6 protein-coding genes and 1 pseudogene are annotated in these 13,126 nt (G+C 58.6%); 6 read left to right on the forward strand and 1 reads right to left on the reverse strand.

Features of this window, described 5'->3' with window-relative positions:
* Positions 1 to 111: 111 nt before the first annotated feature.
* Positions 112 to 6,066 carry a DUF3320 domain-containing protein gene (locus XH85_RS11130; protein ID WP_128931920.1) on the reverse strand — a complete coding sequence of 1,985 codons (5,955 nt, stop codon included), beginning with the start codon at positions 6,064 to 6,066 and terminating at the stop codon, positions 112 to 114.
* Positions 6,067 to 7,665: 1,599 nt separating this feature from the next.
* Here XH85_RS11130 and XH85_RS11135 point away from each other — a divergent pair.
* From XH85_RS11135 to XH85_RS11165, 6 genes and pseudogenes are all read left to right on the forward strand, one after another.
* Positions 7,666 to 8,820: pseudogene (locus XH85_RS11135) on the forward strand (IS3 family transposase).
* An 830-nt stretch (positions 8,821 to 9,650) separates the two neighbouring features.
* Positions 9,651 to 9,938, forward strand: a complete 288-nt coding sequence (locus XH85_RS11150; RefSeq protein WP_128931922.1) for a type II toxin-antitoxin system Y4mF family antitoxin — start codon at positions 9,651 to 9,653, stop codon at positions 9,936 to 9,938.
* Positions 9,935 to 11,218: a type II toxin-antitoxin system HipA family toxin gene (locus tag XH85_RS11155; RefSeq protein ID WP_128931923.1), complete on the forward strand. Its 1,284-nt coding sequence runs from the start codon at positions 9,935 to 9,937 to the stop codon at positions 11,216 to 11,218. Before XH85_RS11150 ends, XH85_RS11155 begins: the two co-directional genes overlap by 4 nt.
* An 11-nt stretch (positions 11,219 to 11,229) precedes the next feature.
* Positions 11,230 to 11,361, forward strand: coding sequence for a hypothetical protein (locus XH85_RS47250; protein ID WP_276486055.1), 132 nt, complete (start codon positions 11,230 to 11,232; stop codon positions 11,359 to 11,361).
* A 660-nt stretch (positions 11,362 to 12,021) separates the two neighbouring features.
* Complete coding sequence (locus tag XH85_RS11160; RefSeq protein ID WP_128931924.1) at positions 12,022 to 12,375, forward strand: hypothetical protein; 354 nt, start codon at positions 12,022 to 12,024, stop codon at positions 12,373 to 12,375.
* Complete coding sequence (locus tag XH85_RS11165; protein ID WP_245473981.1) at positions 12,365 to 12,517, forward strand: hypothetical protein; 153 nt, start codon at positions 12,365 to 12,367, stop codon at positions 12,515 to 12,517. The genes XH85_RS11160 and XH85_RS11165 overlap by 11 nt, the downstream gene beginning before the upstream one ends.
* The last annotated feature ends 609 nt before the right edge of the window (positions 12,518 to 13,126 follow it).

The raw sequence follows: 13,126 nt of genomic DNA on the forward strand, positions 1-13,126 counted from the left end.
CATGATGAGGCCCGCCGAGCTGCTGTCCGCTGGCAAAATCGCGCTGAGCGGCATCATCGGCGCCGCCCCGACCAGCAGCATTACGTCGCCGCGGCCGAACCTACTGGCGCGCTAGGTACCCGCCGCCACTGCCGCCTCGAAGCGCTCGCGGGTCGAAGCTGCCAGACGCCCTAAGCCGAAATGCTCCTGCATTCCTCGGATGATGTCTTCATCCTCCTCCAAGCCTGTCGAGCGCAACGTGGCAGCGAGACTTGCCAGCTCGGGAAGCGGGATGTCGATGTGGTCGCGTCCCCCGCCGCCCCTGTAGGGAGTGCTTTTACTCGCCGTCGCATCGTGCGGCCAGACAATCTCCCGTTCGCCGTCTTTGGTGGTCGGAAACCGATTGCGCCCGAGCGATGAGGCAACGATCTTTTGGACAGTCTCGCCCGAGCGCATAAAGCCGTGCGCGCGCGCAATTCGATCGACGAGGACGTCAAAATAGAGGGGACCCTCAATCTCGATGACATGATCGACCATACTGCGCAGCGTTCCGCGGTAGCCGACCTCGTAGAAGCGATCCCGGTCGGGTGTTGCCGCACTGGCGGGGTCTGCCTTGACATAGGTTGCGGCGGCGGTCTTTTCTGCGTTCGGTTCTTCGTTCGATGGTCCGCGCGCGTAGACTTTCGTTGGCTCGATCGGCTGGCATTCGTCATTTGCAGGTTCCGGCGAGACTTTTGCTTGGTCTGCTTCGGACTCCGCTCCCGTGGCAGCGGTTTCGACACGAGCCGGCTTTTCGGACTCATCCAGGGACGGTATTTCATCCGGCAGAAGCGTGGGTTCTTCTTTAACCTCGACAATCGGCCGCGAGGCGCGGTCGCATTCGAGATCGGCGACCAACCCTGCGTGGATCTTTTCCGTCGCGGTGGCAGAATCCATCCACCATTCGGTGCTCCAGATCCGCCGAATTCGCCAACCGAGATCCGTGAGCACCATCTCGCGCAGACGGTCGCGATCGCGCGCCGTGGCTGACCGGTGATAGGCGGCGCCGTCGCATTCAACGCCGGCAAGGTATCGCCCGGGGAAATCCGGATGAACGACGCCGAGGTCAATCCTGAAGAAGGATACGCCCACCTGAGGATGAACTTCCCAACCCTTTTCCTGGAGAGCCCGCATCACGGCATCCTCAAAGGGCGATTCAGTGTCGCGGCCGGTTGGCGAGAAGGCCTCGGCGATAGCTCGCGCGCCGTTCTCGGCGAACTCAAGGAAGTGCTTGAAGTCGACTACGCCCTTGGCACCTGTACGCCCCAGGTCGATTTGCTCAGGCCGCAATGTCGCGAACACCAACAGCTCGCGCCGTGCACGGGTGACTGCGACATTGAGGCGGCGGTGACCACCCTCATTGTTCAGTGAGGAGATCTGAGCCGTGACACGTCCCGTCTTGTCTGGCCCGACCGCGACCGAAAAGATGATCACGTCTCGTTCGTCGCCCTGAACATTCTCGATATTCTTGACGAGGATCGGCTCCCTGGTCTGGTTGCGATCGAAATGCGGCTCCAGTGACGGGTCGGCGCGACGGGCCTGATCAAGCAAGTTCTCGATCAACCGTTGTTGCTCACCATTGAATGTGACGACGCCGATCGAATGGGTCGAAGTCCTCATGCGGCGGACTACCTCGGCTACGACAGCTTCGGCCTCCTTGCGGTTCACCTTGGCACCGCCGCGCTCGTAGATGCCGCCTTCCACATGGATGTAACGGACCGCGGTATCGCGCGTCACAGGGGAGGGGAAGGTCGTCAGCTCGCCGCGATAGTATTTGACGTTGGAGAAAGCGATGAGGCTCTCGTGGCGACTGCGATAATGCCACGACAAGCGCATGCTCGGGATGTTTGAAGCCAGACACTCATCGAGTATGCTCTGCTGGCTCTGGACGATCGATCCGTCGTCGTCCTCTTCATCGACGCCACGCTGACCAACATTCGTGGGGGGCAGCTGTTCTGGGTCACCAACAATGACGACTTGGCTGCCGCGCGCAATTGCTCCGATCGCATCCCATACCGGGATCTGAGAGGCCTCGTCAAAGATAACCACATCGAAGGGTTTGGCATCCGCGGGCAAGTACTGTGCGATTGAGAGCGGGCTCATCATCACGCATGGCGCCAGTTGGGTCAGTACCGTCGGAAGGCGGCCAAACAGCTGCCGAAGCGGCATGTGCCGGGCTCTCTTGTTGATCTCACGCGCTAGCGTGCCCCATTCCGGATCCTTCCCGAAATTGGTTTGAGTTGGCACCGCCGCCCCAATGCGCGCTTTCACGATGTCTCGGGCTAGCTCGCCGATCTTCTTGTCTGCGGCGACAAATGCTTCAATTGTCGCTTCGTGCTTCTCCGCGAGAAAACTACTGAGAACCTCGTCCTGATTTACAATAGCTTCGGCAATCCAGCGCGCGTACCCATAGTCGAACACACTCGTGATCGCCGCCCCATCTACAAGGCCGTTCTCGACTGCGTCGACAAGAGGGGACAGTCCTGCTACGCGCGCCGACTGAGCAGCCCAACGCCAGGTGGCCCATTGTGGAGCCTTGATAACATTTGACCTCCAGTTTGTTGTTCGTTGGAGGAGGGCGTCAATCCAGCCCCTTTCGATCTTGACGATGTCCTCGGGGTCATCAAGGCCGATACATGCACCTAGCTCTTTGGCCGTCCGGTGCATGGTAGGAAATGCCTTGTACATTGCCTCGAAAGCGTGGCGAACCTGACCGCTCGGTCGGAAGCGAGAGTTATCCCGAAGCAGCAGGTCCTGGACATGCAAGAGCAGCTGATCGGGTGCCATGCCGTCAACACGATAGGCATCGACCGCATCGCGCAGGTTTGTGGCCCAATCAATCAGTTCTTGGAAACGAGACGTCTCGCTTTGCGGCCCGCGCCAAAGGCGTTCCATGCCCCGGAAGCGAGGTTTAATATTCTCAATTTCGCGCAGCAAGACTGCGAGTTCCTGCAGTACGACAAGGTCTCGACCGATGTCCTCAGGTACTTCACCAGAACAATACGGCTTCAGCGCTAATCTGACTTTCTTTTTTCGGCTGCTTCGCACGAGTATATTCGACGCGCACGCCTCCATCCAATCGCGCTCGAGCGATGGGAGATCAAGTAGCGCCGCTCTGAGCTCGTATTGGATCGAAAGCTGCGAGGTTTTTGCGTTTAGCCGGCCTACGACATCGGCAAGGTCACACAGGGCACTTTCGCGTTCTGGTGCCTCGGCCGAGAGCAGAAGCGCCCCGTCGGAGGCATCAGCGTGCAACATCAACGAGACGAGCTTGATCAGTTGTGGCAGCAAGGCATCGTCGCCAGCAGCGCCGTCGAGCCCGATAGACAAGACCAGCTCGTCGGCGGCCTTCCTAACGTCCTGTAGAGCCAAATGGAGGCGATCGACCAACTGCTGGAGCGACTGCACCCAGGCAGGGCTCCATTTGGTCTGCTCGATGCCTTTGAGTGGGTGGTTGATGGGGTCACCCACAGCCTCGAGCGCGGTGCGGAGATCCGCGCAAATCTCGCGCATCCGAACGAGGTCTTCGGGGGAGTGTACCGTACCAGCAGGCCATGTCAGTCCGACGTCGGGAAGCCGTTCGCGATCGGCGATGACCCGCCCAAAGGCCTCGTACGCCGTCATCCCATTGACGCGGCGCCGGTGTAGGGCGGAAACAAGCTTATTTAGTTGGTCACGCCGCCGTTTCAGCTCGCTGGCCGCAGCCGACCAATGTTCCTCGGTTACCAGGTTGCGTTCGCGCCAGGCCGTAGCAAGCTGCTCGAGCACGCTAGACTTCTGAGCCTTGGTCGAATGAACCTCGAGACAGTAGTTGCCAAGGCCGATCGCTTGCATGCGCTGTCTTACGACTTCAAGCGCAGCTGTCTTTTGCGATACGAAAAGCACCGTCTTTTGATGAGCGAGGCAGTTCGTAATCATATTCGCGATCGTTTGGCTCTTTCCCGTACCTGGCGGGCCGAAGAGCACGAAATCGCCCCCACGCTGCGCCGCGAGAATGGCGGCGACCTGGGAGGAATCGGCCGAGAGCGGCGTAAAAAGCTCGGCCGGATCCACGACTTGGTCGATAGTGCTCTCTGCGACAAAAGCGGCCCCCGAACCTCCATAGGTATGGGTGGGTGTATCTATGAGATGCCGCACGACCGGATTTCGCTTCAAAATATCGGATCGTTCGACGAGATCCTTCCACATCAGGTACTTCGTGAAGGACAGCGTCGCGAGCACGACTTGCTCAGTGACTTCCCAGCCTTTGATACTCTTGATGTGACGCCTAATTGTCTTCCAGATACCTGCAACGTCGACACCCGTCGCGTCTTCGGGCAATTCTCCTTCCAACTCGGGAATCGAAAGGTCAAAATCCTGCTTCAGCATCTGCAACAAGGTCGGATTAAACCGAGCCTCATCCTCGTGAAGCGCTAGGCGAAAGCCAGAACGTACGCTCTTGCGCTCCAGCTGGACGGGAACGAGGATCAACGGTGCGCGGTAAGGCCCGGCGCCATCCTGGGGCGTCCACTTTAAAAAGCCAAGGCAGAGGTACAGAATGTTGGCGCCGCCTTCTTCAAAAGCGAGCCGAGTGGCCCGGTAAAGGTCCGTTAGCCGACCTTCAAGCTCGGTCTCTGAAACGGCGGTGTGGAGCTCGCCGCGGACCAGCGCATCACTAATGAAATCCTTCCGAGCGTCGTCCTGCAGGCGCTGTGCGAGCAGCGCAGTATCCCGTCCATCACTTCCGTTGAGCACGTTGGCCCGTCCGAGCAGTTTAAAGCGATTTCCCCCCGAGAGCTTGTCTTCAAGAATCGCCGCATCAGGGCATTCGATCGCGATGGTGGATTTCGCATCCTTGAAGTTCAGTAGGCGGTTTCTCAGCGTGAGATCCAAGAGGTTACGCTTCCAAACCTCAAGCCGATCTAGATTCTGTTCGAAAACGGGTTCACGGGGCTTGTCGAGATCCTCTTCAAATTTTGGTATCTCGCCGACTTCATGCGAGACGGACGGTGCGCCAGAAGGAGTTATTGTCGGCTCGCCGGACCCCGATAGATCAAGTGGCCGGATCTTGGCGCTTCGCGCGCGTTTGACGTCAATAGCGAGCTCGAACGGGGAGGTCGCGTCCTCGGCGATCAGCTTTGCTCCGGCATCGACGGCTTGTTTGAACCGCCCGGTGTTTGACCCGGTGAGGATCGTTGTCTCTACCAGGACCATCTCCTCGAGCTGCACGCGTTTGCGCAGCATCTGCGGATCGTCGATCACAAGCCTCGAAAAGTCTTCATCCACAAGCCACACGCCAACGAAGGCATGGCCTTCGGTTAGGACGAGCACCGGGTTCAGACCTGCCTGTTCGAGACAGGACGCGTAGAGGAGAGTGAGGTCCAAGCAGGTGCCGACCTTGCGAGACAGGATTTCGCTCGGTCCCCGAATCTGTTGGCCCGAGCGCTCGAAACTCTTCGGAGGAAGGACGTAGGCGATCGAGTGTGAAACTAGAGCGGCCCATACAGCATCGGCGATTTCCCAGGCCCTGGTCTTGGTCTTCTTGCGATAGCCGTCCATCGCGTCGTCCCGGCCGGCCGCGGCGAGCTTACCCGAGGCTTCCCGCAGGATAACGTCGACGCTGGGATCGGTCGGCCTGACGAAGGCCGCCAGCAGCTCAGGCGCTGCGTTAACGCCGCCCCAGTACGAGGGCGGGAGCAGATCGAGCTCGACAATCTTTTCGACGAGCTTTTCGCCGGCGGCATGCACATGTATGCGCAATTGGGCTCGCCTCGACGCATTGATGCCAGCCAGGAATGCCGCATCCAACTTCAGATCCAAGCTGCGGATGTGATGGATAGCTTGGTTGGCGACGTGTTGGATTCGCCACACACCCGGCGTGATAAATGGCGGATCTGCTGTGAGGTGCACCGAAAGATCGGACAGATCACGACCAATCGTATTTTCGATCGCAAGTTCGCGAATGATCGGAACTGCGTTCTGGTAAAACGCGATGTTGACGTTGTCAGCAGCGGTGCAATTTACTTTCAGTTCGCCAGCTGCTTCACCGACCTCGATCTGGTCCGCCATACTCTGCCCCCGAAAATTTCGACCCCGCAATCATCTCAACCAAAGAGACATCCCATGTAATGCTCGATCTGGCTCGCCATCATTGCGTCCGCCTGGAAATCTGCCATGATGGCCAAGAGCGTCTTGTACGCGTTTTGCGGGACTGTAAAGTGCGCACTTCGCGTGTTCGTGCGGAACTAATGTCTTATGCTCCGGATTTTGGTGTGTGCCGCATCGTAGTAGCTGCTAGTTGAAGTGGTGGGGCTAGACCGCGCGGCTCCCAGGCAGCTCCGATCTCCAAGCCGTGATTTTGCGGGCATTCGGGAGGCAAGGCGCGAGCCGCCTGGTGGACAACCTCTGCGAAGATCGGAAGGTGGTGAAGGTATTCAGCACTTTGGTTGGAATCCGCCTAATTTGCATTTCCGCATCTGGATAAAGGCCTGTGCATATCGAACAACGCCTCGCCCGGCGCTACGTTCGACGAGCGCTTTCGTATAGCCATCTTATCTCGGGGAGGGCTGCGCTCGTGCAGAGGATAGGCCCGACAGGCAAGGTCATGGTCGCAAGGCGTTCGACACGGCGCTTCCGATGAGCGAAGCATTGTGTGCGTCGACTGCGGCTTGCGACGCTCGGTTTAACTCGCACGAGCACAGTTCTCCCGCTCTTGTCCATCGGTGGCTGGAACGACGTCGCGCCGGGAGCGAGGGGCATGAGGAGTTCGTGCGTACGTGCGCTCCTCGGCGTGGAAACCCCGCACCAGGCTCCACGTGGCCGCGATGCTTGCATCGATTATGACAATGAACTTATTGTCGTATTGCGACGAATCGCGGGAATTAAGCTCGCGCGTTGCCCGTAGAGGCTGGACCGCCGGACAATTTCGGCGAAACGATCGCCGCTATGCGGATGATGGTGCGCTGACGGCCATGCTTTAGGATGTCTGGCGCGTTGACTTGCTCGAAGATCTGCTCGCGTTGCACTCCTTGCAGCTGCCCGGAATGAAAGTTGGCTAGCCTCGACCAGCAGCAGCACCAGCAACAGCACTATAGCAGCGCCGCCCATGCGAGGACGACTACGGTGCTCTGCTGGCGCCAGCAACAGTGACAGACGCCTCAAAGCTGGAACCGAGCAGTAGGTAATAGGGGCCTAGGTCGGCAATAGTCCCAGGCAGCGCGACCCAAGTGTGACGGCTCGCTTATTCGACGGCAGCTAATTCAACAACCGCAGAAGGGACAACACGATCGCCCATGCAATCGGCACGAACGCGACTAGGACTATCGCAATGCGTAGTGGCCAACGGACTACGTCAAGGGCTTCTTTGCCTGAAGCTATAATCCTTCGAGACTTTAGGTCGACTTCAATTTTGGGAATCACAAACGGTCCCCATCATCTAAGTGTGGAGGCCCCATCAGTTTGTGAGCCCAACTATTTAGGCACGAGTCATCGCGTGGAGCAAGTAAGAAACATTGCGTGCAGGACAGCTGCTTTCTCGCATCTCCAACAACTTGGGGACGGTTCGTTGTAGGCTGAGGTGCTTTCCCGGGCTTTACCAGATCTGACCTGCCACCGCGTATTTCCTCCAGAAGGAGTTAGAGTCCGGCCCGAAGAAGGACGGACAGGCAGATTATCGCGGTATTAAGGAGCATGAGGCTGGGGCGAAGACAGCCGACCTGGCTCGCAAGCACGGTGTTTCCGAGACGACGATTTACAATTGGAAGGCCAAATTCGGCGGCATGGACGTTTCCGAGGCGAAGCGGCCGAAAGAGGAGAACGCGAAGCTGAAGAAGCTTCTAGCCGAGCAGATGCTCAACGCGGCCGCCCTTAGCGAGCTGCTTTCAAAAAAATGGTAGGGCCCGCCGCCAAGCGCGCTGCGGTCGCGCATCTACAGGCCGTCATGAGCCTGTCGGAACGGCGGGTCTGCTCGATCGTCGGGGCGGATCGGAAGATGATCCGCTATCGCTCCAACCGCTCCCCGGACGCAGTTCTGCGTGGCCGATTGCGCGATCTCGCCAACGAGCGGCGGCGTTTCGGCTATCGCCGGTTGTTCGTCCTGCTGCGGCGGGAGGGCGAGCCATCGGGAATCAACCGGATCTATCGGCTGTATCGCGAGGAAGGGCTCACCGTCCGCAAGCGGCGCGCTCGCCGCAAGGCCGTGGGGACCCGTGCCCCGATCCTGGTCGAGGCGAGGCCGAACGCGCGCTGGTCGCTGGACTTCGTCCACGACCAGTTCGCCAATGGCCGACGCTTCCGCATCCTCAACATCGTCGACGACCTCACCAAAGAATGCCTGGGCGCCATTCCGGAGACGTCGATCTCGGGGCGGCGCGCGGCCCGCGAACTGACGGCAATCGTCGAGCGACGCGGCAAGCCAGGAATGATCGTGTCCGACCATGGCACCGAGTTCACCTGCAACGCCATCCTCGCTTGGTGCAAGGACGCAGCCATCGATTGGCACCTCATCGCACCGGGAAAGCCGATGCAGAACGGCTTCGTCGAGGGCTTCAATGGCCGGATGCGCGATGAGCTGCTCAACGAGACCCTGTTCTTCGATCTCGATGACGCCCGCGCCAAGATCGCCAATTGGGTCGCCGACTACAATCTCCAGTGTCCCACTCGTCGCAGAAATACCTGACCCCCGCGGCCTACGCCGCCCACCTCACCGCAACGGACGATCGGCTGCGCAACCCCGACCAGCTCCGCCGATCGTCCGTTGCTCCACCCGCGCCACTTGGCGTACAAAACCCCGAGACTCTAACTGCCGCGCTCGCAACCTTATAACTGTTCGTCAATCGCTTTGGCGTACGGTCTCGAACTACGGCATTCTACCGCAATGTAGCCACGGCCGCGGTGAGTAGAGCGGTGCCTCAGCGGAACCGGAGTTCTTTCTTCAGATAATCATCCTTGAAGATTTCAACGAGCGCCCTGGATATCCTGCCACGATCTTTTCGGCGCCGGAGCTCCGCAACAACGTGCGTTTCATCTAGACCGCCTACGATGCCTTCGGTCTGAACGATGATGAGTATTCGACCCTCTCGCTCCTGTGTCTGCATTCTCTCGCTATCGTGAGGACGATTACTTCATCAGGATCGCGTTTCGTTCGATGTTAGCGGCTCAGACGGTGTCTTCGTCGGTGGAGCTCGAGCGCATGTTGCTCGGTGGCGACGCTCACTTCAAACAGGCCAGGAAAGGCAGCAATCGACAGGTACTTGTGAGGAAAGGAATGAGCATTTCAGGGCCAATCCGCGCCGCGCCGGCAACAAGATCTGGGGGAAGGAGCGGGCGCTTCCCGAGTTCTCCCCATCGAAGAACTGCAAGGACCCGCGCCTCAGCTGGCGACGGAGAAGAATGCATGCGCCCAAAGCGCCGGGTCGGCCGGAAGATGCCGTCTCCTGCTACATTCTTGAGATAAAAGGATTGGGACTGGAGCTACAGCTTCGGTGTGAACGATAGGCTGATTGGTGCTTAGGGCTTTGAAAAGATTGGTATTTGGGCATTGATATGTCAGCGATCGCTGACATGCGAAAATGTTGGCGAATGGCGACATTTTTGGCTGTCAGCGATCGCTGACATATGCTAATGTAAGCGACCGCTGACATTTGGATTGCCCCATGCTCATCCGCACACCTGCCGACCTCGGCGCCGTTATTCGCGACAGACGCAAGCGTCTCAAGCTCGACCAGTTGACACTGGCCAAGCGCATTGGCGTGAGCCGTCAATGGGTGATCGATATCGAGCACGGCCATCCCCGCGCGGAGTTGGCTCTTGTGCTCCGCGCGCTCGACGCTCTCGGCATTCCCTTGGACGCAAGCGACGAGACGACCACCAGCCGTGGTTCGGCCAAATCCGCTGTCGATATCAATGCCATCCTCACCAAAGCCAAAAAGGGCAAAGCATGACGAACGAACTTGTCGCGCTCCTGGACGGCAATGAAGTAGGCCGCGTGCACAATGATGCGCGCGGGCGACTAACCTTTGTCTATAAAAGCGACTGGCGCGGCACACGTGGGGCTTACCCCCTCTCACTCTCGATGCCGCTCGCTGCTGAAGAACATGGTCCTCACGTCGTGCAGGCGTTCCTTTGGGGACTTCTGCCGGACAATGAACGTGTACTCGATCGCTGGGCCAAGAAATTTCAGGTCTCGGCCCGCAATGTCTTTGCCCTTATCTCTCACGTCGGCGAAGATTGCGCAGGAGCCATCCAGTTCATCACGCCCGATCGGCTGGAGGCTCTGAAAACCGGCAAGGACGACAAGGTCGAATGGCTGGACGAGCCGGAACTAGCAAAGCGGCTCCAAGCTTTACGCGAGGACCACGCCGCCTGGCGTCTGCCGCGCGATACCGGCCAATTCAGCCTTGCTGGCGCCCAGCCGAAGACGGCCCTTGTTCTGCAGAAGAACCGATGGGGCATTCCGTCCGGGCGCATTCCGACCACCCATATCCTCAAACCGCCGACGGGCCATTTCGATGGTCACGCCGAGAATGAGCATATCTGCCTGCAGCTCGCACGCGAGCTTGGGCTACCCGCCGCCGATACGAAGGTGATGCGATTCGCGGACGAAATTGCAATCGTTGTCGAGCGCTATGACCGCCAAGTGAGCGGGAACAACATCATCCGGGTCCACCAGGAAGACATCTGTCAGGCATTGGGCATCTTGCCTACCAAGAAATATCAGAACGAAGGTGGGCCTACGCCCGCCGATGTGATCGAGCTCTTGCGCACCTACTCGACGGACCGTGGGACCGATGTTGATACATTCATCGGCGCACTTGCCTTTAATTGGCTCATTGCGGGAACCGATGCTCATGCCAAAAACTACTCGCTTCTCTTGGCTAGCGGCCCGCATGTCAGGCTCGCACCGCTCTATGACATAGCCAGCATCCTTCCTTATGACGATGTCGATGCCCATAAGATTAAGCTCGCGATGAAAATCGGCGGCGAATACAAACTCAGCCAAATCGGCCTTCGCCAATGGCAGAAGTTTGCGCGCGAAACGCGGCTTGATGCCGACAAGATGCGTGCAGCACTAATTCAGATGGCCGAGCAACTTCCGGATTTCATCACTGCGGCGCGTGCGCGGGCCCAAAAAGAAGGCTTGGACAATGCCATCATCGGGCGCTTGGCCGACCGGTTGATCGCTCGAGCACAGGCCTGCGAACGTCTCCTGAAGGGGACCTAGTTTTGGGGGGCATGGCAAATAGACCAGCGCCTCGCGGCACCAGCACCAGCATAATCATCGTCGGCGTCGGGTTCGACACCGCGATTATCGCCGCCATGATCGCCGTCGGCGTCGCCGGCGCCGGCATTGCCGGACCGCGATGATCGGCGGGCCGATGATGATTATCGCCAGCAGCAGCGCCAGACCGGCGTCAGTGAAGCGGCATGCCTCGCGTCTAGGTCACTACAATCGTTGTGACAGTCGACAACTGAATCCACTCTCGCCCGCCGACAGATAACAGCGAGGAGCTTGCTGCTGCCGAACGTACTCTACTTGGCTAAAGGCAGATTCTCCCCCAGAATTGCCAATGTATGAATGCTTCAGCTCGGGAAGCGCTGACAATGTCGGATCTCGATCGTCACTTCCAAGCCATTTGGAACCGAGCCTGCAATGGGCCATCGCTTGCCGCTTTAGCGCCCGAACAGACGATGGGCTATCGAGCGCGACCTCGACGTGACAAGCGTGGAGGAGCGCGAGGTGGGCAATTTCGCAACGACTCCGGCCGTCGTGCTCGACGTCGGGGGCGTCAAGGCATGCTTCCCGAAAATTGGGGCGACAGGTGATCCGAATTGGGAGGTGCGCCGGCAAGCAGCGGAGGCAAACGCGGCATTGTGGGAAAAAATGGAGTGATTCTCTCCGTTCTGGATTCCCATGGGAGAGGCAAGAAAGATCCTTGGCGCTGCAAGAAACTGTACGCGCGAGCGAGCTATCGAGCTCTTCAACTATCATACATCCACTTTGTACACAGTGCCTTTCGAGGCCATTTGTATCGCACAGATCTTGCCTCAGGCACGCAGCCTGCAAGAGATTTGCCCCTGGCGCGGGAGGCGTTCCTCGCCTTCTACAGCGGATATCGCGCTTCAAGCATTTCCGCGCTCATCCCGGCTATTGAAGGAAGTCTGACGCGGATCGTTTCTGCCTCAGGAAACGAGCTTCCAATTGCCGCCAAAGTCGATCGCGTCATTGATCGATGCATCGAAAACGCGGCAGGTCTTCACTACGACAGGATGTGGGTGCCAGAGGACTATCTGAGCAAGGACTACTTGCTTGGTCAGGATGAGCGTGCTTTCGCGTTCGAATTCCCATTGGAACAGGGAGCCTATGGAAATGGTCGATGAAACTAGCGATCCCATGCTTACCGCCCCGGAATGCGCAAGCTTGTTCGGTGTGTCTAGTTACGACTTTCTGGCGCTGGATCGCCGGTGGGCGCGCGCCGAAACCGATCAAGCTGTGCAAGTTGTCGCGTTGGCCGAAATCTGAGATTTTGGGCTTGATGCAGCGCGCGAAAGCTGCGCGCCAAGTTGCCGCCTAATCCGTCACGCTCGGGGAAAGAAAACGCTCCGAAGATTTCTCCTGGGGGCGGCACCGCGTTTAGATCGTGATTGGCCTTGCGATCTATAAACCAATGGTCCCGCTTTTACAAGATGTAAGGGCACACGAGGAACGCTCACGTTCCTCCGACAGATTGGACTGTCGCTGATATCGATCTTGATCCGTTCGACGTAATCGATCCGCACATAGCCGACAAAGCAAAGCGCCTTCATCGAATTCATCGCTGGGTTTTCTTCCTATATTGCTGGATCAATGAATGGGGCGGGGCGCTACTGTTTGACCGGAAGTATCACCCGCTGTGTTGCAAGCGGCCGGATGGCTCGGTGGAAATCCTGGCTGTAGCGAACATCGAACGCGCTGCTCTGCCACAAGCCCAAGAAGCTGCGATTTCTGTACGGGAGTCTCGACCATCCATAGTCCGACGTCTCGGTTTGGGAGAAGTGGTCTACCGCAGGTATGACGTGCTCGACCGCGTATTTGCAGAACGCCGTAGGAACTTCCGGCGATACCTCGCAGGTTTCGGTGATCTCAGATGAA

This window comes from Bradyrhizobium zhanjiangense, assembly GCF_004114935.1.
GTDB lineage: Bacteria > Pseudomonadota > Alphaproteobacteria > Rhizobiales > Xanthobacteraceae > Bradyrhizobium > Bradyrhizobium zhanjiangense.

Excerpts from the sequence above, each read along its gene's own strand:
- XH85_RS11130 (WP_128931920.1), bottom strand. The coding sequence starts at position 6,066 with ATGGCGGACCAGATCGAGGTCGGTGAAGCAGCTGGCGAACTGAAAGTA.
- XH85_RS11150 (WP_128931922.1), top strand. The coding sequence starts at position 9,651 with ATGCTCATCCGCACACCTGCCGACCTCGGCGCCGTTATTCGCGACAGA.
- XH85_RS11155 (WP_128931923.1), top strand. The coding sequence starts at position 9,935 with ATGACGAACGAACTTGTCGCGCTCCTGGACGGCAATGAAGTAGGCCGC.
- XH85_RS47250 (WP_276486055.1), top strand. The coding sequence starts at position 11,230 with ATGGCAAATAGACCAGCGCCTCGCGGCACCAGCACCAGCATAATCATC.
- XH85_RS11165 (WP_245473981.1), top strand. The coding sequence starts at position 12,365 with ATGGTCGATGAAACTAGCGATCCCATGCTTACCGCCCCGGAATGCGCA.